The sequence below is a fragment of the Cellulosimicrobium sp. Marseille-Q8652 genome (assembly GCF_965112045.1).
On the sequence record NZ_CBCOPS010000002.1, the window covers coordinates 657,410 to 678,570 of the forward strand.

General features: G+C 74.1%; 13 protein-coding genes. 6 read left to right on the top strand and 7 right to left on the bottom strand.

The genetic code is table 11. The features are described from left to right. Positions 1-30: 30 nt before the first annotated feature. Complete coding sequence (locus ACWPWV_RS12785) at positions 31-2,739, bottom strand: DEAD/DEAH box helicase (RefSeq protein ID WP_454043353.1); 2,709 nt, start codon at positions 2,737-2,739, stop codon at positions 31-33. Between the two features lie 136 nt (positions 2,740-2,875). On the opposite strand from ACWPWV_RS12785, the gene ACWPWV_RS12790 reads away from it, so the two are divergent. The 4 genes from ACWPWV_RS12790 (at position 2,876) to ACWPWV_RS12805 (ending at position 13,919) form a co-directional block, all read left to right on the top strand. After that, positions 2,876-6,511, top strand: coding sequence for a GH92 family glycosyl hydrolase (locus tag ACWPWV_RS12790; protein ID WP_454043354.1), 3,636 nt, complete (start codon positions 2,876-2,878; stop codon positions 6,509-6,511). Between the two features lie 125 nt (positions 6,512-6,636). Then, positions 6,637-11,757 (top strand): glycoside hydrolase domain-containing protein, encoded by a 5,121-nt coding sequence (locus ACWPWV_RS12795; RefSeq protein ID WP_454043355.1) that lies wholly within the window; start codon positions 6,637-6,639, stop codon positions 11,755-11,757. A 102-nt stretch (positions 11,758-11,859) separates the two neighbouring features. Continuing rightward, a complete protein-coding gene (locus ACWPWV_RS12800; protein ID WP_454043356.1) occupies positions 11,860-13,311 on the top strand; it encodes an alanine/glycine:cation symporter family protein in 1,452 nt (483 codons plus the stop codon). After that, complete coding sequence (locus ACWPWV_RS12805) at positions 13,308-13,919, top strand: YdeI/OmpD-associated family protein (protein WP_454043357.1); 612 nt, start codon at positions 13,308-13,310, stop codon at positions 13,917-13,919. Before ACWPWV_RS12800 ends, ACWPWV_RS12805 begins: the two co-directional genes overlap by 4 nt. Here the strand turns inward: ACWPWV_RS12805 and ACWPWV_RS12810 are convergent. Then, the gene (locus tag ACWPWV_RS12810; RefSeq protein WP_454043358.1) at positions 13,916-14,731 is read right to left on the bottom strand and encodes a helix-turn-helix domain-containing protein; all 816 of its coding nucleotides are present in this window, start codon (positions 14,729-14,731) and stop codon (positions 13,916-13,918) included. The genes ACWPWV_RS12805 and ACWPWV_RS12810 overlap by 4 nt on opposite strands. A gap of 137 nt (positions 14,732-14,868) precedes the next feature. Here ACWPWV_RS12810 and ACWPWV_RS12815 point away from each other — a divergent pair, with 137 nt between their 5' ends. Next, positions 14,869-15,267, top strand: coding sequence for an isomerase (locus ACWPWV_RS12815; RefSeq protein WP_454043359.1), 399 nt, complete (start codon positions 14,869-14,871; stop codon positions 15,265-15,267). Positions 15,268-15,298: 31 nt separating this feature from the next. Here ACWPWV_RS12815 and ACWPWV_RS12820 read toward each other — a convergent pair whose 3' ends face one another. Together ACWPWV_RS12820 and ACWPWV_RS12825 are read right to left on the bottom strand one after the other, a co-directional pair. Then, positions 15,299-16,117 carry a phosphotransferase gene (locus ACWPWV_RS12820; protein WP_454043360.1) on the bottom strand — a complete coding sequence of 273 codons (819 nt, stop codon included), beginning with the start codon at positions 16,115-16,117 and terminating at the stop codon, positions 15,299-15,301. Beyond that, a complete protein-coding gene (locus ACWPWV_RS12825) occupies positions 16,114-17,040 on the bottom strand; it encodes a 3-methyladenine DNA glycosylase (protein ID WP_454043361.1) in 927 nt (308 codons plus the stop codon). Before ACWPWV_RS12825 ends, ACWPWV_RS12820 begins: the two co-directional genes overlap by 4 nt. A gap of 206 nt (positions 17,041-17,246) precedes the next feature. Between ACWPWV_RS12825 and ACWPWV_RS12830 the strand changes: the two genes are divergently transcribed. After that, positions 17,247-18,272 carry a hypothetical protein gene (locus ACWPWV_RS12830; protein ID WP_454043362.1) on the top strand — a complete coding sequence of 342 codons (1,026 nt, stop codon included), beginning with the start codon at positions 17,247-17,249 and terminating at the stop codon, positions 18,270-18,272. 144 nt (positions 18,273-18,416) lie between these two features. Here the strand turns inward: ACWPWV_RS12830 and ACWPWV_RS12835 are convergent, their stop codons facing one another. From ACWPWV_RS12835 to ACWPWV_RS12845, 3 genes are all read right to left on the bottom strand, one after another. Further along, positions 18,417-18,797, bottom strand: a complete 381-nt coding sequence (locus ACWPWV_RS12835) for an MmcQ/YjbR family DNA-binding protein (protein WP_454043363.1) — start codon at positions 18,795-18,797, stop codon at positions 18,417-18,419. A 64-nt stretch (positions 18,798-18,861) separates the two neighbouring features. Beyond that, complete coding sequence (locus ACWPWV_RS12840) at positions 18,862-19,914, bottom strand: aldo/keto reductase (protein ID WP_454043364.1); 1,053 nt, start codon at positions 19,912-19,914, stop codon at positions 18,862-18,864. A 9-nt stretch (positions 19,915-19,923) separates the two neighbouring features. Then, positions 19,924-21,117 (bottom strand): heparan-alpha-glucosaminide N-acetyltransferase domain-containing protein, encoded by a 1,194-nt coding sequence (locus tag ACWPWV_RS12845; RefSeq protein ID WP_454043365.1) that lies wholly within the window; start codon positions 21,115-21,117, stop codon positions 19,924-19,926. Positions 21,118-21,161 lie beyond the last annotated feature (44 nt).

Here is a 21,161-nt window from a genome sequence, read left to right on the forward strand (position 1 = left end):
CAGGAGTAGTGAGAGCGCTCGGGCGCCTCTCTACAGAGGGCCGACCGCCAGGACCGTGATGACCGGCGCGCCCGCCTCGTCGCTCGCGGCGAGGTCGACCGACGCCGTGATCGCCCAGTCGTGGTCGCCCGCCGCGTCGTCGAGCACCTGCCGGACCAGCCACGTGCCGGCCGGGACGACGCCGCCGGGCGCGTGGTCCGCCGTCGGGCCGTCGTGGCCGGGCAGGATCTCGCCGCCCGGCTCGACGACCTGGAACAGCGCGGCCGCGCGGGCGCTGGGGCCGATGCCGACGGCGTCGTCGCCCTGCGCGTCGAACAGCGGGTCGAGCGCGTCGCCCCACGCGTCCGCGTCCCAGCCGCTCGTGCCGTCGAGCGCCGCGAGCGCCCGGTAGTCCTCGCGCCCGGCGAGCTCGACGCGACGGAACATCGCGTTGCGCACGAGACGGCGGAACGCGCGCGGGTTGCCGGTGACCGGCCGGGCCGGGGCCTCCTCGCCCGTCCCGGAGAGCGGGCCGTCCCCCACGAGGTCGTCGGCGTCGTCGTCGACCGGCCGGGACAGCCGCTCCCACTCGTCGAGCAGCGACGAGTCGGTGCCCCGCACGAGCTCGCCGAGCCACTCGACGATCTCGTGCACGTCCTCCGTCCGGTGCTCCTCGGGCACCACCTGGCGCAGCGCGCGGTACGCGTCGGCGAGATATCGCAGGACGACGCCCTCCGTGCGCTCGAGCCCGTACACGGACACGAACTCCGTGAAGGTCATGGCCCGCTCCACCATGTCGCGCACGACGGACTTCGGCGAGAGCTCGGCGTCCGCGACCCACGGGTTCGTCCGCTTGTACATCGCGAACGCGGGCGCGAGCAGCTCCTCGAGCGGCTTCGGCCAGGTGATCTCCTCGAGCAGCGCCATGCGCTCCTCGTACTCGTAGCCCTCGGCCTTCATCGCGGCGACCGCCTCGCCCTTCGCGGCGTTCTGCTGCGCGTAGAGCACCTGGCGCGGGTCGTCGAGCGTCGCCTCGATGACGGAGACGACGTCGAGCGCGTGGCTCGGGCTCGCGACGTCCAGGAGGTCCAGGGCGGCGAGCGCGAACGGCGAGAGCGGCTGGTTGAGCGCGAAGTCGCGCGGCACGTCGACGGTCAGCCGCACGCTCGGGCGGTAGCCGGCGGGGCGCGAGGCGTCCGGGACGCGCACGCGCTCGACGATCCCCGCGACGCGCAGCGAGCGGTAGACGCGGAACGTCTGGCGCACGTGCTCGCGCCGCTGGGAGTCGGAGTCGTGGTTCGCGAGGAGGAGGTGCTCCATCGCAGCGACCGGGTCCTCGCCGTGCTGCGAGCGCGCCAGGACGTTGAGGACCATCGCGTGCGTGACGCGGAAGTGGCTCGTCAAGGGCTCGGGGTCGGCGTCGCGCAGGCGCTCGAACGTCGCGTCGGTCCAGTTCACCGACCCCTGCGGCGCCTTCTTGCGGACGATCTTCTTGAGCTTCTTCGGGTCGTCGCCGGCCTTGGCGAGCATCTTGCGGTTCTCGACGACGTGCTCGGGCGCCATGACGAGCACCTCGCCCACGGTGTCGTAGCCGGCGCGGCCCGCGCGGCCCGCGATCTGGTGGAACTCGCGCGCGGTGAGGTGGCGCATGCGCTCGCCGTCGAACTTCACGAGGCTCGTCAGCAGGACCGTGCGGATGGGCACGTTGATGCCCACGCCGAGCGTGTCGGTGCCGCACACGACCTTGAGCAGCCCGGACTGCGTGAGGCGCTCGACGAGGCGCCGGTACTTGGGGAGCATGCCCGCGTGGTGCACGCCGACGCCGTGCCGCAGGAACTTGCTCAGCGTCTTGCCGAAGCCCGTCCCGAAGCGGAAGTCGCCGAGCTCGGCGGCGATCGCGTCCTTCTCGGCGCGCGACGCGACGTTCATCGAGAGCAGCGACTGCGCCCGCTCGACGGCGTCCTTCTGCGTGAAGTGCACGACGTAGACGGGGGAGCGGCGCGTCGTCACGAGCTCCTCGATGACCTCGGTGAGCGGTTCGACGACGTAGGAGAAGTGCAGCGGCACCGGGCGCTCGGCCGTCGTGACCTCGGCGACGGGCCGCCCGGTGCGCTCCTCGATCTCCTCGACGAAGCGCGACGTGTCGCCGAGCGTCGCGGACATGAGGAGGAACTGGGTGTCCGTCAGCTCGAGCAGCGGCACCTGCCACGCCCAGCCGCGCTGCGGGTCGGCGTAGAAGTGGAACTCGTCCATGACGACCTGGGAGATCGCGTGCTCGTCCGCCCCGGGCCGGCCGGCGACGTCGCCCGCGCCGCGGCGCAGCGCGAGGTTGGCGAGGATCTCGGCCGTGCAGCAGATGATCGGGGCGTCCGGGTTCACCGCCGAGTCGCCCGTCATCATGCCGACGTTCTTCGACCCGAACGCCGCGACGAGCGCGAAGAACTTCTCGCTCACGAGCGCCTTGAGGGGTGCGGTGTAGTACGTGCGGCCGCCTCGTCCCGAGCGGTGCGCGGCGAGCGCGGCGAACTGCGCGCCCATCGCGACGAGCGACTTCCCCGAACCGGTGGGGGTGGCGAGGATGACGTGCGACCCGGAGACGAGCTCGATGAGCGCCTCGCTCTGGTGCGGGTACAGGTCGAGGCCCTGCTCCGTGGCCCACGTCGTGAAGCCCTCGTAGAGCGCGTCCGGGTCGGGCGCGCCGCCGGTGGGCGCGGGGACGTGCGCGAGCAGGGAGGGGGTGCGGCCGGTCGTGGTGGTCACGGGTCGAGTCTCCCAGAGGTCGGGCGCGGTGACGGTTGACAGCGCTGTCGAAAGGATGTGAGGGTAAGGGCGTCCGGAGCCGCCGCCGGCAGTCGACGAGCCCCACGAGGTCGTGGGACGAAGGGGAGACCGACCGATGACCTTCCTCCGCAGGCGCAGCAACCCCACTCTGCGCGGTCCCGCCCTGACGCGTGGCCCCGCCACGGCACGCGCCGCCGTGGCGCTGCTCACCGCGTCGGCGCTCCTCGTCCCGGCGGCCGGTGCGGTGGCCGCGCCGGCGGCCCCGGCAGCGACGGAGTCCGACGACGCCGCTGCCACCGCGGTCGAGGGCCCGCTCGTCGACCTCGTCAACCCGTTCATCGGGACGAAGGACGACGGCAACACCTATCCCGGTGCCGCCGTCCCGTTCGGGATGGTCCAGCTCTCGCCCGACAACGGGCACAACGTGGGGTACGACCACGACCGCACGAGCATCCGCGGCTTCTCCCTCGTGCACCTCTCGGGCGTCGGCTGCGGCCTCGGCGGCCCGCTGCCCGTGCTCCCGACGACCGGTCCGGTCGCGTCGACCGACTACGCGGCGTACGCCCTGCCGTACACCCACGACGACGAGGACGCCTCGCCGGGCTACTACCGGGTCGGGCTGCAGTCCGCGGCCGGGACGATCGAGGCCGAGCTCACGGCGACCGAGCGCACGGGCGTCCAGCGCTACACCTTCCCGGCGACCGAGCAGGCGAACGTCCTGCTCAACGCCGGCCAGGCGCTCAACCGCGTCACGTCGTCCGAGGTGCGCGTCGTCGACGACCGCACCGTCGAGACCGAGATCACCGTCCGCGGGTTCTGCCAGGACACCGAGCCGCAGACCATCTGGACCCGCACGACGTTCGACCGCCCGTTCACCGCGCACGGCACGTGGGACGGTGACGCCGTCACCGCCGGGTCCGACGTCGCGAGCGGCGGCGAGCAGCGCCGCGGCGCCTACGTCACGTTCGACACGACCGACGGCGACCTCGACGTCGAGGCCGTCACCGCCATGAGCTACGTCGGTGCGGACGGCGCGGCCGCGAACCTCGCCGCCGAGGCGGGCACGTTCGACGCCGTGCACGACGCCGCGCGCTCGGCCTGGGAGGACCGCCTCGGCCTGGTCCAGGTCGGCCAGGGCGACGCGACCGACCTGCGCACGTTCTACTCGTCGCTGTACCGCAGCTTCCTCGCCCCCAACACGGCGTCCGACGTCGACGGCCGCTACCGCGGCTGGGACCAGGAGGTCCACACGGCGGGCGTCGAGGGCGAGCCCGGCACGTATTACCAGAACTACTCGCTGTGGGACACCTACCGCACCCAGCAGCAGCTCCTCTACCTGCTCGCGCCGAAGGAGTCGGCCGACATGGCCCTCTCGCTCGTGCGCCAGGCGGAGCAGGGCGGCTGGCTCCCGCGGTGGGGCTACGGCACGGTCGAGACGAACATCATGACGGGCGACCCGGCGACGCCGTTCCTCGTCAGCGCGTGGCAGCAGGGCCTGCTCGCGGGGCACGAGGAGGAGGCGTACGCCGTCCTGAGGCAGAACGCGGACGGCGTGCCGCCCGAGGACTCGCCGTTCAACGGGCGCGCCGCGAACGTCGAGTACCTGCGCGACGGGTTCGTCCCGCACGAGCCGGCGCGCTCGGGCAAGCCGGGCGACTACGACCTGCAGCACGGCGGGTCCGCGACGATGGAGTACGCGCTCGCGGACGCGATGCTGTCGACGATGGCGCGCGGCCTCGGCCACGACGAGGACGCCGACCGCTACGCGGCGCGCGGCCAGAGCTACCGCAACGTGTTCGACCCGCGCACCGAGAACTTCCGCGCCCGCAGCGCCGACGGGTTCTTCGTGGGCGACCCCGACCCGGCGCACTCCGACGGGTTCCACGAGGGCACGGCCGTGCAGTACCAGTGGCTCGTGCCGCAGGACGTGCCCGGCCTCTTCGACCTCATGGGCGGGACCGACGCGGCGATCGACCGCCTCGACGCGTTCTTCGCCTACGACGAGCTCGTCGAGGACCCGGCGCGCGTCGCGAGCGAGGTCTGGGTCAACGGCACGTACGACTACTACGGCTGGGAGACCTACAACCCCAACAACGAGCCCAACCTCCACGCGCCGTACGTCTACCTGTGGACCGGGCAGCCCTGGAAGACGACGGACGTCGTGCGCGCGGCGGCGACGCTCTTCACCGACGGCCCCGACGGCGTGACCGGCAACGACGACCTCGGCACGATGTCGGCGTGGCACGTGCTGTCCTCGATCGGCGTCTACCCGATCGTCCCGGGGACGGACCTGTGGGGCCTGACGACGCCGCTGTTCGACGACGTGACGGTCACGCTCGACCCGGACGTGTTCGGCCGGGACTCCCTGCACCTCACCGCGGACGGGGTCGCGCCGGACGCGCACTACACGCAGTCCGTCTCCCTCGGCGGCGAGACGCTCGACCGCGCGTGGGTCACGGGGGACGAGCTCACCTCGGCCGGGACGCTCGACGTGACCGTCGGGTCCGAGCCGTCGGCCTGGGCGACCGCGCCCGAGGCCTCCCCGGGCGCCGTCGTGCCGGCGGACGGGACGGTCGAGCGCCTGTTCGTGGGTGCGACGCCGCGCCAGCCGGTGCTCGCCCCGGGCGGGGAGACCGAGGTCTCGGTCCAGGTCGTCGCCCAGGGCGCGGGGACGTCGAGCGGCACGCTCGAGGTCGTGTCCGACGGCGCGGTGACCGCGACCACGGACCTCGCCGAGTGGTCGGCGGAGTCCGCGGGCCTGCCCGCGACGGTCGAGGGGACGGTCACGCTGTCGGCCGCCGCGGACGCCGAGCCGGGCAGCCACGTCGTGCGGCTCGTCGTGCGCGACGCGGCGGGCACCGAGGCCGTGCGCGAGATCCAGGTCGTCGTGTCCGGCGAGTCGTGGATCGCCGGAGCGTTCGACAACGTCGGCATCGGGGACGCCGGCGCCGCGAACGCCGATCTCGACGGGACGGGCGCGTACCTGCTGCGCGACCTGCTCGCCGACCTCGGCGTCGTGCAGGGGCTCGAGCTCACCGTGCCGGGCACGGAGCTGACGTACCTGCTGGGCGCGCCGCCCGCGGGCGAGCCGGACAACGTCGCCGCGGACGGGCAGGTGCTCGAGGTGCCCGAGGCGCAGCGCGGGACGCGCACGCTCTCGCTCGTCGGGACCGCGACCCACGGCACGCAGCGCGGGGACCTCGTCCTCGGCTTCGCCGACGGCACGAGCCAGACCGTCCAGGTCGCGCTGAGCGACTGGTGCACCGGTTCGCCCGAGCCGGACAACATCCTCGTCGCCAAGCCGGGCGCCCGAGGCAACGGGACGGGCACGGACCGGTTCGGCTGCGGCCTGTACGCGACGGCACCGGTCACCGTGCCGGACGGGAAGGTGCTCACGAGCCTCACGCTGCCCGTCAACACGCGCCTCCACGTCTTCGCGGTGGCGACGGACGCGACCGGTGTCGCGCCGGCGCCGCAGGTCGAGGTCACCGCGCAGGCGCGCTGCCTGGCCGGCCGGGCGTACGTCGCGGTCCGCGCGGTCAACACGGGCGAGCAGCCCGCGGCGATCGAGCTCGCGACGGACTTCGGGGCGAAGGCGTTCCCGCAGGTCGCTCCGGGCGCGAGCGCGTACCAGTCGTTCGCGGTCCGGTCGGCGCACGTCGAGGAGGGCGAGGTGACCGTGACGGTGACCACGGCCGACGGCGAGCCGCAGCAGGTCACGGCCGTCCACCCGGCGATCACCTGCTCGTAACCCGTCCCTGACAGGGTGGCGCGGGCCGTGCTCCGGCGGCCCGCGCCACCGCTGTCATCGCGCACGTCCACCCGGCGGCCGTCCGGACCGCCGACCCTCACGACGACCCCGACCACGAGGACCCCATGAGCTCCAGGCCTTCGCGCCACCGAGGCGCCGCGCTTCCTGTGCCCGCCGCCGCACCGCCGTCCGGCACCGGACCGAGGAGGGACGCCGCCCGCCGCCGCTCCGGTCTCCTCGCCGGCGCCGTCGCCGCCGCCCTCGTCGTCGTGGGTCTCGCCCCTGCGGCGTCCGCGACGCAGGCTCCGTCGACGGCCGCCGAGGACCGCGACGTGGCGTCGCTCGTCGACGTCTTCGTCGGCACCGAGGGCGACTACGGGAACGACATGCCGGCGGCCCAGGCGCCGAACGGGCTCGCGAAGGTCAACCCGCGCACCACGCCGGGCCGCAACAACACGGGCTACGACCACGCGCAGTCGCAGATCTCCGGCTTCACGCACACGAACCTCGACGGCGTGGGCGGCTCGGGCGCCGGCGGCGACATCCTCGTGGTGCCGACGTCGGGCAGCTACACCGCGCGCCCCGGGACCGGCACGTACGCCCACCCGTTCTCGAAGGACACCGAGACGGGCAGCCCCGGCTACTACGGGGTGACGCTCGGCAACGTCGCCGGGACGGACGGGGGGATCCGAGCCGCCGAGGGCAGCATCGAGGCCGAGGTGACGGCGACGACACGGTCGGGCGTCCACCGGTACGCGTTCCCCGACGGCGCGACACCGACCCTCGTCGTCGACCTCGAGACGAACAACACGAGCCGGACGTCGTCGTCGGTCGACGTGGAGACGCTCGCCGACGGGCGCGCGGCGCTCCGGGGCCAGGTCACGGGCTACTTCTACAACGCGGCGTACACGCTCTACTACTACGCGCAGACCACGCAGCCGGTCGCGAAGGTCACCACGTGGGGCGACGACGACCAGCTCGTCGACGCGACGTCCCAGGACGGTCGTGACACCGGCGCGGTCCTCACGTTCGACCCGGCGCACGCCGACGAGGTCGGGCTGCAGGTCACGCTGTCGCCGGTGAGCGTCGAGCAGGCACGGCTCGACCAGCAGGTCGAGCTCGGCGACCTCACCTTCGACGAGGTCCGCGACCGCACGCGCGCCGAGTGGAACACGACGCTCGGGCGGGTCGACGTCGAGGCGTCGACCGCGACCGACCCCACCGGCGACCTGCAGAAGCTCTTCTACACGCACCTGTACCGCATGTTCGCCATGCCGATAAACGCGACGAGCACCTCGGGCACGTACCGCGGGGTCGACGGCGCGGTCCACAGCGCCCAGGGCTTCACGTACTACGACTCGTGGGCGACCTGGGACGACTTCCGGAAGTTCTCCGTCATCGCCTACATCGACCCCGCGCTGTACCGCGACATGGTGCAGTCGCTCGTCTACCTGTTCGCCGACGCGGAGTCGACGGGCACGGGCGGCGGCCTCGGCGGGTTCGTGCACTCCGTCCCGACGGTCCGCTGGGAGCGGTCGTCCGTCGTCGTGGCCGACGCGCTCGCCAAGGGCTTCGAGGGCTTCGACCGCCTCGACGAGGCGTACCCGGCGCTGAAGCGCCTCGTGGGCGAGTACAGCGCCGCGGAGCTCGAGCGCGGCTACGTGGCGGGCAACCCCGGTGCGTCGGTCCAGCGCGGCTACGACCAGTACGGACTGTCCGTGGTCGCCGACGCGATCGGCCTCACCGACGAGGCGCAGACCCTGCGCGAGCAGGCGGCGTGGCCGATCGACAAGCTCACCAAGCCGGGCGCGTGGACCGCTGCCGACGGCACGCCGGTCGGGCTGCTCACCCCGCGCGCCGCCGACGGCTCCTGGCAGAGCGCCGACCACGAGCGGTTCGAGGCGGCGGGCCTCTACCAGGGCACGCTCTGGCAGTACCACTGGTACGACGCGTACGACATGGACGCGCTGATCGAGGCGATGGGCGGCACGGAGGCCGCACGGCTCGCGCTGCGCCACATGTTCGGCGAGCACGCACCCGACGACGGCACGGCGATGCTCCACTCGAACGCCAACGAGATCGACCTCCAGGCGCCCTACCTCTTCAACTACACGGGGGAGCCGAGCCTCACCCAGAAGTGGACGCGCGCGATCTACACGAAGGAGACCTGGAACCGGTACATCGCGACCGGGTCCTCCAGCGCGGTGCCGAGCGGCGGCGGCGAGTTCACCCCGCCGGTGAGGACGAAGGTCTACCAGCTCGACCCGCGCGGCATGCTCCCGACGATGGACAACGACGCCGGCACCATGTCGACGATGTTCGTCGCCGCGGCCGTCGGGCTGTTCCCCGTGACGGCCGGGTCGTCGGAGTTCCAGATCGGGTCGCCCTTCTTCGACTCCACGACCATCACCTACGACGACGGCGCCACGTTCGCGGTGACGGCCGAGGGCGTGTCCGAGGACGCGTTCTACGTGCAGTCCGCGACGCTCGACGGCGCGGACCTCGCCAACACGTGGCTCGACTACCCGACGGTCGTCGGGGGCGCGGACCTCGCGTTCCGGATGGGCGAGGAGCCGAGCGACTGGGGCACGGACACCGAGCCGGCGTTCTCGATGAGCACCAGCACCGACGAGCCCGCCGAGGGCCCGCGCGTGAGCGCCGACCCGACGACGGTGCAGACCGGTGACGGCGGCGCGGTCGACGCCACCGTGACGCTGACGCTGGACGGCGCGCGGTTCGCCGCGTCGCCCGGCACGGACCTCGTCGCGAGCGGGGACGCGAGCGTCGTGGGGCTGCCGGACGGCGTCACGGGGTCCGTGACGGTCGCGTCCGCGACGACGGCGAGGCTCGCCCTCGGGGGGACCGTGTCCGCCGACGCGCGCTTCTACGTGCACCTGCGCGACGAGGCCCTCGCCGACGGGGTCGCCGCGACGGCACTGCAGGGACAGGGCGTCTCGGTGCGCTCCCCGCTGCGGCTGTCCGTCGCGGCCGCCGAGCGCGACGCGCTCGGCGCGCTCGTCGACGACGCCGTGATCGTGCGCCACGGGAACTACTCCTCGGCGTCGTTCGACCGCTTCTCCGCGGCGCTCGGGCGGGCCCAGGAGGTGCTCGCCGACGAGGCGGCCACGAGCGTCGCCCTGCGGTTCGCCGCGGACGGGCTCGGTGCCGCGGCCGACGCCCTCGACCTCACCGGCGGTGGTTACCGCACGCTCGAGGCCGAGCGGTCCGAGGCGTGGTCCGGCGGCGAGCTGAAGAACGAGGCGAACAGCTCCGCCGGAAACCTCGGCGGCGTGCGCTCCGGGTCGTGGGTCCGGTACCGCGACATGACGTTCGACGACGCGCCGCGGTTCCTCACGGTGCGCTACGACACCAGCTTCGCCCCGTCGGAGGCGCCGAGCACGGTCGTCGTGCACGCCGGAGACGTCACGGGGCCGACGGTCGCGACCGTCCCGCTCACGGGCACGAGCGGCTGGGGAAGGTACACCGAGGTGACGGCGGAGCTCGGCGACGTGCAGGCGCTCGTCGACGCGCAGGTCGTGACGTTCGAGCTCCTCGCGCCGTCCGGCCGCAGCTGGGTCGGCAACTTCGACTGGTTCCGGTTCGGCGCCGAGGACCCCGCGGGCCCGGGCGAGCCGGGCGGCTCACCGGCCGTGACGGTCGAGGCCGAGGACTGGACCGCGAGCTCGGGCCGTGGGCTCAAGAAGGAGTCCTCGACGTGGGCGAGCGGGCCGGTGACGAACGTCGGCGGCACCGCGGACGGTGACTGGCTGGCCTACGGCGAGGTCGACCTCGGCGAGCTGCCGCTCGGCGAGCTGTCCGTCCACTACGTGCACAACGCGAACCGCTCCGGGAGGAGCTCCGCGCTGTCGGTGTACCTCGACGAGTTCGACCCGGCGAACCCGGGCGAGCCCTTCGTCACCGTCCCGCTGCCCACCACCGGGTCGAGCTGGACCACGGACGGTACGGCGACGGTCGTGCTCCCCGAGACGGTCCAGGGGACGCACGAGGTGTTCGTGCGTCTGACGACCGAGGCGTACGCCGACCACCCGTACGTCGCGAACCTCGACAGCCTCACGTTCGCCCCGGGCGGACCGACGGAGGTCGTCGTCGAGTCCGAGGCCTGGACGCAGAACTCCGGTCGGGGGCTGAAGAACGAGAGCTCGACGTGGGCGAGCGGGCCGGTGACGAACGTCGGCGGCACCGCGGACGGCGACTGGCTCGCCTACGGGGAGATCGACCTCGGGTCGGGCGCGCTCGACCAGCTCGCCGTCCACTACGTGCACAACGCGAACCGCTCCGGAAGGAGCTCGGCGCTGTCGGTGTACCTCGACGAGTTCGACCCGGCGAACCCGGGCGAGCCCTTCGTCACCGTCCCGCTGCCCACCACCGGGTCGAGCTGGACCGTGGACGGCACGGCGACCGTCGACCTGCCCCGCGCCGTGCGCGGCACGCACGAGGTGTTCGTGCGCCTCACGACCGAGGCGTACGCCGACCACCCGTACGTCGCGAACCTCGACAGCATGACGTTCTTCACCGACGTCGACGAGGCCGAGGTCCCGCCGACCGACACGGCGGCTCTCGCCGCGTCGGTCGAGGACGCCGAGGCGTTCGAGGCAGAGATCGACCGGTACGGGCGGATCGACGCGGGGGTCTTCGCCCGCGAGCTCGACGCCGCGCGGCAGGTCCTCGGCGCGGCCGGAGCCACCCAGGCGCAGGTCGACGAGCGGGCGCGGCGCCTCGGCCTGGCGACCGACCAGCTCGTGCCGGCCGAGCGCCGTCGGCTGGAGAACCTCGTGACGAGCGCGGAGGCCGTGACGGACGACGGGTACGACCCCGGGTCGTGGGCGGCCTTCCGCGCCGCCCTCGCCTCCGCCGCCGGGGTCCTGGACGACGCCTCGGCGACCGACGCAGCGCTGCGCGACGCGCGGGCGGCGCTCCAGGAGGCGATCGACGCGCTCGAGGAGCCCGGTGACGTCGAGCTCGTCACCGTCGACGTCAGCCCGCGCTGCCTCGCCGGCAAGCCGTACCTCGCGGTCCGCGCGACCAACGCCTCGGACGGGCCGGTCGACGTCGAGCTCTCGAGCGCGCTCGGTACGCGCGCGTTCGACGCGGTCGCGCCCGGTGCGAGCGCCTACCAGGCGTTCGCGGTGCGCGGCGTCACGGGGGAGATCGACGTGACGGTCACGGCCACCGGCGACGAGGGCACGCAGACGGTCACCGAGGAGGTGCCGGCCCCGACCTGCTGACCCCCGCGCGACACCCCCGCCTCGCCCATGCTCCGGCTCACCGCGCCGGACCATGGGCGAGGCGCTACCGTCCCAGGACGACCGAGCGCCGCGGAGGTCCCCATGGACGCCATCCAGTCCGCCTTGATCGACCCGTTGAACGACGTCCTGTACACGTACGTCCTCGTCTACCTGCTCATCGGAGCAGGGCTGTACTTCACGGTCCGGACCCGGGCCGTCCAGCTCCGCCTCTTCGGGCGGATGCTCCGCATCCTCGGCAGGTCCGGCGGTGGCGCCGAGGGCGGCATCTCCTCGTTCCAGGCGTTCTGCGTGGGGCTCGCGTCACGGGTCGGCACCGGGAACATCGCCGGGGTCGCGATCGCCCTGACCCTCGGCGGCCCGGGAGCGATCTTCTGGATGTGGTGCGTGGCGCTGCTCGGCATGGCCACGGCGTTCGTCGAGGCGACCCTGGCGCAGCTGTTCAAGGTCCGGGCCGACGACGGCACGTTCCGCGGCGGACCGGCGTACTACATCGAGCGAGGGCTCGGCTCGCGGCGCTGGGGCGTCGTGTTCGCGTTCGCCCTGATCTTCGCGTTCGGCTTCGCGTTCAACATGGTGCAGGCCAACACGATCAGCGACGCGCTGGCGTCCGGTCACCAGGTCGCACCGGGGTGGACGGCCGTGGTCCTCATGGTCCTCGCGGCGCCCGTGCTGTTCGGTGGGGTGCGCCGGATCGCGCGCGTCGCGGGGACCGTGCTGCCGGTCATGGCGCTGGTCTACGTGCTCCTCGCCCTCGTCGTCATCGTCACCAACCTCGGGGAGCTGCCCGCGGTGGTGGGCCAGATCGTCCGGGGGGCCTTCGGGCTCGACCAGGCGATCGCGGGCACGGCCGGAGGCATCCTCGCCGCGCTGCTCAACGGCGTGAAGCGCGGCCTGTTCTCCAACGAGGCGGGCATGGGCTCGGCGCCCAACGCGGCGGCGACCGCGACCGTGTCCCACCCGGCGAAGCAGGGGCTCGTCCAGTCGCTCGGGGTCTTCGTCGACACCATGGTGGTCTGCTCCGCGACGGCGTTCATGATCCTGCTGGCCGGTCCGACGGTCTACGACCCCGGCACCACGACGGACGCCGCAGGAGGGTCGCTCACGCAGGCAGCCGTCGCGCACGAGCTGGGCGACTGGACCGTGCCCGTCATGACCGTCCTGATCTTCGTCTTCGCGTTCTCGTCGGTGCTGGGCAACTACTCCTACGCCGAGGTGAACCTCACGTACCTCGGCATCCGTGGCAGAGCACTGACCGCCCTGCGCACTCTCGTGCTCGCCGCCGTCGGCATCGGGGCTCTCGTCGCGCTCGAGGCGGCCTGGGCCGTGGCGGACGTCGCGATGGCGTTCATGGCGACCATCAACCTCGTCGCGATCTCGCTCCTCGGTCGGTGGGCCTTCGGGGCGCTGCGGGACTACGAGAGGATGACGCGCGAGGGTCGCGACGACCAGTTCGTCGCGACCGCGAACCCGACGCTCCCGGCTCAGCTCCCGGGAGACGTCTGGGCCGCCCCCGAGGAGGCGCGCACACCATGACCACGTCGTCGCACCCGACGGAGTCGTACGCCGGCCGGCCGGCCTTCCAGGCCGACGATCCCGCGCAGTGGCGCGCGTGGCTCGCCGAGCACCACGACGACGCCGAGCCCGGGGTCTGGCTCGTCACCTGGCGCCGGGGGAGCGGGCACCCCGTGCCCGGGTACGAGCCGTGGATCGAGGAGGCGCTCGCGTACGGGTGGATCGACGGGCAGGCCGCCACCGTCGACGACGAGCGGCACGCGCTGTGGTTCACGCGACGCCGCGCGGGCAGCCGCTGGACCCGCCTCAGCAAGGAGCGGGTCGCGCACGTCGAGGCGGACGGCCGCATGACCGCCGCCGGGCGCGCCGTCGTCGACGCGGCGAAGGCCGACGGGTCGTGGACCCGGCACGACGACGCCGAGGCGCTCGTCGTGCCGGACGACCTCGCGGCGGCGCTCGCGGCCCAGCCCGGGGCTCGCGAGCGGTTCGACGCCTTCACGCCGGGCGTGCGCCGGTCGATCCTCGGGTGGGTCGTCGAGGCGCGTCGCGAGCAGACCCGCGAGCGCCGCATCGCGGAGACGGCCGAGCAGGCCGCGCTCGGCGTCCCGGCGCACCAGCCACGCCGCTAGCGACCGGCGCTCCCCGGGCGGCGGGTCACCCCGAGGGCGGCCGCGGTCGCGTCGTCGGCGGGGAAGAACGACTCGACGGCGATCTCGTCGAGCGTCACGTCCTGCGGGGACCCGAACACGGTCGTCGTGTAGCAGAACGCGAGGTCGCCGTGCTCACCGGCCACCTGGAGCGGCACGACAGCGTCGCGGACCGGCGAACCCGCGGTGCTCGCCGCGCCGCGCGCGGCTGCCGGCGCGTAGACCGTCAGCTCGGTGAGGAGCTCCCGCAGCGCAGGGTCGCCGGTCCGCTCGAGCCGACGACGGACCCGGCGCAGCGTGTGCAGGGACCACTCCGGGAGGTTGCGGATCCGGCCGGCCATGCCGTCGGGGTGGAGGGTGAGCCGCAGCACGTTCACCGGCGGTTCGAGCAGCGCCGGCGCGGCCGCGTCGAGGAAGCCCTGCGCCGCCGTGTTCGCCGCGACGAGGTCCCAGCGCCCGTCGACGGCGAGCGCGGGGAACGGCTCGTGCCCGGCGAGCACGAGGTCGACCGCCCGGGACGCCGCCGCGAGGTCCTGCGACGCGAGCGACGACTCGCGGTGGACCGGCGCGAACCCTGCGGCGAGGTAGAGGTCGTTGCGCGCGCGCAGCGGGACGTCGAGCTCGTCGCAGAGCCGCTCGATCATCGCCCTGCTCGGCCGTGCGCGTCCGGTCTCGAGGAAGCTGATGTGCCGCGCGGAGACCTCGGCCCCGACGGCCAGGTCGAGCTGGGACCGCCGACGTCGGACGCGCCACTCGCGCAGGAGGGCGCCGGCGGGAGCGTCGGTGACGGTCATGGGACCACCCTGCCCGGGCACCGGACGCGTGCCAACTACTTCCGAGGTCATCGACGTCACGACGTCGTGCGCCGACGGTGGAGGTCCGGCACCGTGCCGGACCGGCCGCCCTGTGGCCGCGAACCCGAGGAGGGCGCATGACCACCACCACCACGACCGCCGCTGCGGCGGTCGAGCGCTACCTGGACTTCTGGAACACGCCGGACGCGACGGATCGCGACCGGCTCGCGACCGTCACCTTCGCGCGCGACGTCGAGCACGACGCCCCGCTCCGGCGGCTGGAGGGGTACGACGCGGTGCTGGGCTTCGCGACGGAGCTGCTCACGCACGTCGCGAGCCACCGGTTCGAGCCGCGCGCGGAGCCGGACCTGCGCGACGACCGTGCCCGGCTTCGCTGGCGCGCTCTCTCCCCGGACGGGTCGGAGTTCGCCACGGGGACGGACGTGCTGCTCGTCCGGCCCGACGGGCTCGTGTCCTCGGTGACGACGTTCCTCGACCGGCCGCCCGCGGGCCACCCCGCGCACGAGGAGCGCTGAGCCGTCGCGGCCGGGGGTGCCGCGTGACGGCTCAGGCCAGGTCCCACAGGAGCCGGTAGAAGGCGATGCGCTCCGGGTCGGGCGCCACGCCGTACCCCGCGTAGACCTCGCCGTCGTGGCCGGGGCCGTAGTTCCACTCCGTGCTCCAGGCCGCGACGGCGAGGTCGGCCCACCGGTCCGCGACCCCGAGCGAGCCGAGGTCGACGTGCGCGGCGAACGTGCCGTCGTCGTGCAGGAGCGTGTTGGGCACGCACGCGTCGCCGTGGCACACGACGAGACGGTCGACGGCGGGCGGCGCGTCGAGCAGGGCACGGGCCTCGGCGGCCGGGAGGCCGCGGTGCTCGGGGAACCACTCGTGGGGGCCGCTGCCGAGGGCGAGCCGCGCGTCGGCCTGCGCGACGCGCACCCCGACCCCCCAGTCGAACGGGCACGCGTCGACGGGCAGCGCGTCGTGCAGGACGCGCAGCCCGCGACCGATCGCGCGGGCGGCCGTCGCGGGCTCGGCGACCCACCGCGCGTCGACCGCGGAGACGCCGCCGAGCGCCGCGGTGACGAGCCACGCGCCGTCGGTGTCCGTGCCGTGGTCGAGGACGCGCGGGACGGCGGTCCGGCCGCCCGCCCAGGCGAGGCGCGTGGCCTCGCCCGCGAGGTCGATCCCGGGCGTGCCGGCGGCGACCCACTTGACGAAGCGCGTCGGGGCGGCCACGTCGGCGGGCGTGAGGCGGAACGTCAGCCCGCCGAGCTGGTTGCGCCACACGGGCGTGACGACGTCGTCGCCCGCGAGCGCGAGCACCACGTCCGGGACGGTGACGGGACCGGTCGGGACCTCGGCGACGGGGAGGCGGCTCACGCGCTCTCGCCGAGCGCCGTGCACGCAGCGAGCAGACGCTCCCGCAGCGCCTGGCCCCGCTCCGCGAAGGCGCGCTGGTGGCGCACGTACTCCGCCTTGCCCTCGGGCGTCTCGATCGCGACCGGCTCGAGCCCGTAGGACGAGACGTCGTACGGCGAGGCCTGCATGTCGACGGCGCGCACGTCGCGCGCGAGCTCGAACGTGTCGAGCAGGACGTCGCCCGGCACGGCCGGGCCGAGCTTCAGCGCCCACTTGTACAGGTCCATCGTGGCGTGCAGGCAGCCCGGCTGCTCGAGCGCCGGCTGGGACTCGCGGGTCGGGGTCAGCCGGTTGAGCGGCACGGCGTCGGGCGTGAAGAAGCGGAACGCGTCGAAGTGCGAGCACTGGACCGGGTGCGACGCGACGACGGCGTCCGTGCCCTCGTGGCCGAGACGCAGGGGGAGAGGGTGGCGGTGGTCGCGCCCCGAGGCACGGTCGCGGTAGACCATCGCCCACTCGTGCAGCCCGAAGCAGCCGAACCGTCCCGGGCGCGACGCCGTCGCGTCGAGGAGGTCGACGACGTACCGGACGGTGTCGCCACGCTCGGCGAGGTAGGCCGGGACGTCGAGGGTCACGCCGCCCGACGTCGCGCGGTACCAGCGCCACGCGGCCCGCTCGCCCGGCTCGGCGAGCACGACGCCCGCGCCGGGGTGCCAGCGACGCAGCTGGGCGGGCCGGGTGGGGTAGTAGGTGAAGAGGAAGTCCTCGATCGCGTGCTTCTCGCCGAGCGGCTTGCGGAGGCGCCAGCCGGCGGTGAACGCGTCGGCACGCTCGGCGTGCCGTCGCGCGGTCTCCTGCCACACGTCCGCGGGCACCGCGTCCGCGTGCCCGACGGAGCGCGGGGTCGGGCTCGGCGCCGGGGCGAGGTCGGTGGTGGGCACCACCCCAGGGTACGAGAGCCGGGACGGGCAGCGGTCCCCGGTCGCGCCGCAGGTCGCGCCCAAGATCACCCGGTGGACGATTGCGTCACGGGGCGCCGATGACGACAGAATGGGCGTGAACGTGCTGTGAAGCCCCGCGGAGGCCCGCGGAGGCCGCGCCGAGGCACGGCACCCCACCCGATCACGCGGCGAGACCGCGAAGGAGCATCATGACGCAGCCGCCCGCCGGCTCCCCCGACCCCTACCAGCACGACCCGTACCAGCCCGGCGGCTCGCCCTCCGCGGACGCGTACGCGCCGCCCGCGCCGTCGGGCGCCCCGGACGGCGCGGCGCAGCAGGCCTCCGGCTGGGGCGAGCCGGCCGGCCAGCAGGGGCAGGCGCCCTACGGTGCCGCGCCGGCCTACGGCGCGCAGCCCTACGGCGCGGACGGCGCGGCCCAGCAGCCCTACGCCGCGCCCTACGGTGGCGCGCCGGACCCGACGCAGCAGGGCTACGGCGCGCAGCCCTACGGTGCGCCGGACCCGACGCAGCAGCCGCCCTACGGTGCGCCGTACGGCGGGTACCCGGGATACGGGCCGCCCGCGCCGTCGTCGACGAACACGCTCGCGATCACGGGCTTCGTCCTCGCGATCGTCGGCCTGCTCGGATGCTGGATCCCGGGCCTGAACATCTTCGCCGCGATCCTGGGGCTCGCCGGCCTCGTGCTCGGCATCGTCGGTCTCCTCCAGGTGAAGAACGGCAAGACCGGCAAGGGGTTCGCGCTCTCCGCGATCGTCGTCGGCGCGCTCGCGATCCTCGGGACGGTCCTCACCTACGTGCTCCTCGTCGCGTGGGCCGACTCCGTCTCGACGGAGTACGGGCAGACGCTGTCGGAGATCGAGTCCGAGTCGCAGCAGGACCTCGACCGCATGTCCGGTGACGCGACGGAGGACATCCTCGCGAACGACCTCGGGGTGGAGTTCGGCACGTTCGAGGGCACGGCCGACGAGTACGGCTGGGTCGAGTCGTCCCTGTCCGTCACGCTCACGAACAACGCCGACGAGGCGATGATGTACGACCTCGACGTCGACGCGGTCGCGGCGGACGGCACGGTCATCGAGTCGGACTTCGCCTTCACCGAGACCCTCGAGCCGGGGGCGACCGAGACCGTCGAGATCTTCGACTTCATCGACGCGGAGAACCTCGAGGCGATGAAGACCGCGACGTTCGAGGTGACGTCGGTCAGTCAGTACTGACCCGCCGCACGTCACGACGGCCTGCTCGGGTTCCCGGACAGGCCGTCGTCGTCCGACGGCTCCGCCCCGCCCGGGCGCCCGACGGGGGCAGCACGGTGGCTCGGGCTCGGGCCGGGGGTGCGACGAGGTCGCTGCGCCGCAGAATCACTCCGAAGCCGCGAGGTACATCGCCGCCAGCCGCTTCGGGGCGCGCGCGAGCCACGCGTCCTGCACGACCTCCTCGAGCTCCGGGACGGGGACCCGGTCGAGCCGCGCGAGGACGATGGCGTAGCCGTCGAAGTGCGAGGTCGTGAAGAACGTCTGCGGGTCGTCGCCGAGCAGCGCCTGCTTCTCGCCCTCGTCGCCCACCCAGAACGCCAGCGGAGCCGCGTCGGGTGCGGCGTCGCCGAGCTCGGTGCGGTCCTTGGGGCGCAGGGGACGCTCCCAGACGAACGCCTTGCCGTGGACGCGCCACTGGTGCGGCTCGTCCTGCGCGGTGTCGGGCAGGACCGCGGCGATGCGGTCGACGTCGTCCCACGTGGCCATGACCTCCACGGTAGGCCCGCACCGGTCCGGGCGGTACCCCGCGCGCCCGACGAGCGCGGTGGCGTCAGAACGGGGCGATCCTCGCGGCCGGCGGGAAGATGTCGTCGAGCTCCGCCAGGTCCTCGGCCGTCGGTGCCCACGCGCCGGCGGCCGCGTTCTGCCGCACCTGATCCGGCTTCGTCGCGCCGGCGATGACGCTCGACACCTGCGGGCGCGACAGCAGCCAGCCGAACGCCACCTGCACCTCCGTGAGGTCCTGTACCTCGCAGAAGGCGCGCAGGCGCGCGAGCGCCTCCCACGGCGCGGACTCGAGCAGGTGGGGCTTCGAGCGCACGAGGCGCCCGTCGTCGGGCCGGGCACCGTGCGCGTACTTGCCGGTGAGCAGCCCGTTCGCGAGGGGGAAGTAGGGCAGGACGCCCAACCCGTACGCCTGGGCGGCGGGCAGGACCTCGAGCTCCGCCGCGCGGTCGACGAGGTTGTACTGGTTCTGCGCGGAGACGAAGCGCACCGTCCCGGCGGCGCGCGCCGTGAGCTCGGCCTCGGCGATCTGCCAGCCGGCCCGGTTGGAGTGGCCGACGTAGAGCACCTTCCCGGCGCGCACGAGGTCGTCGAGCGCCGAGAGCGTCTCGTCGATCGGCGTGAGCGGGTCGGGGGTGTGGAACTGGTACAGGTCGATGCGGTCCGTGCCGAGGCGGCGCAGCGAGCCCTCGACGGCGCGCACGACGTAGCGCCGCGACCCGCGCGCGTCGAAGTCCTCGCCCGCCGCGCCGCGCATCGACATGCCGAACTTGGTGGCCACGACGACGTCGTCGCGACGCCCGCCGAGCGCCTGGCCCAGCAGCTCCTCGCTGAGGCCGGGGCGGGCCCCGTACGTGTCCGCGGTGTCGAAGAACGTCACGCCGGACTCCAGGGCCGCGTCGACGACCGCGCGCGTCCCGTCGAGCGTCTCCGTCGCCGTCTTCGCGCGCCCGAAGTTGTTGCAGCCGAGACCGACGGCCGACACGGCGAGGCCCGAGCGCCCGAGCCGGCGCAGCGCGGGACCTCCCGGTGCCGGCCGGGTCGAGCCCGTGGAGCCGGGCGTCGCGACGGGCTGGTCGGTGGGTCCCTGGGTCGTCATGCGCCGACCCTACGACGCGTCGGCCGGCCTCGCGGGAGGGGCGACCGCCGACGACCGGGCCGCCACCGCGGCGAACAGGCGCTCGAGCGGCCCGCGCCCGAACGCCCAGCGCCACGCCGTCGCGGCGGCCAGCGTCGCGAGCACGAGCACGAGCAGCGGCCCGTTGGTGGTCTGCTCGTAGGCGACGTCGCCCCAGAGCCACAGGACGACGATCTGGACGGAGTAGACGCTGAGCGCCATGGCCCCGACGGCGGCGACGGGCGCGAGGACCCACCGCCCGACGCGACCCACGAACAGGCACAGGCCGAGCACCGCGACGGCGAACCCGCCGGACCCGACGACCTCGGGCAGGGTGTCGGTGTGCGGACCGGCCAACCACAGGTAGGCCGACGTGGGCCACGGGGCGGACCAGGTGAGGGGCTCGGGCCGCAGGTCGCTCGACCAGGCCGCCGCGGCGTCCTCCACCGCCTGCGGACCTCCGAGCGGGCCGACGACCGCCGCGGACACCCCGTACCCGACCGCCGCCGCGAGCAGGCCGCCCGTCACGAGGACCAGGCGCACGGGCGTCGACGTCAGGTCGAGCCGGCCGATGGCCAGGCCGGCGAGGACGTACGCCATCCACACGATCGCCGGGTAGTGGCCGGAGACGAGGAAGTCGGTGAAGGCACCCGACCCGTCGTCGGGCAGGTGCAGCCCGGCGCGCGCGAGCGCCTCGGGCCCGTAGTACGCCAGAACGGGCCCGACGAGCGCGACCGTGCCCGCGAGCACCGCGAGCCGCCCGGGCGGCCAGCGCAGGAACGGCAGCGCGAGGACGAAGTACGCGGCGTAGAAACCGAGGATGAGCAGCACCCGCGTGCCGAGCAGGTCCAGCAGCCCCACGAGCGCGAGGAGCAGCACCGCCCGCACGAGGATGCGGGTCCGCGCCTGGAGCATGGGCACGCCGGTGAGCGGCGTCCGCCCGCCCGAGACGATCGCGAGGGAGACGCCCGCGACGAGCGCGAAGAGGATCGACGACCGGCCGTGCGAGATCTCGAGGAACGCGGCGACGCCACCGGCGTCGGCGGACGTGAACCCGACGTGCGCCGTGAACATCCCCAGCACGGCGAGCCCGCGCGCGACGTCGACACCCGTGACGCGACCCGGGCCGCCGAGCAGCAGGTCGGCGTGCCGGCGGGCGAGGCCGGGCGTTGCGACGGCAGTCATGGGGGCGATTGTCCGACGCCCGGGCCCTGCGTGCGACGTCTGGC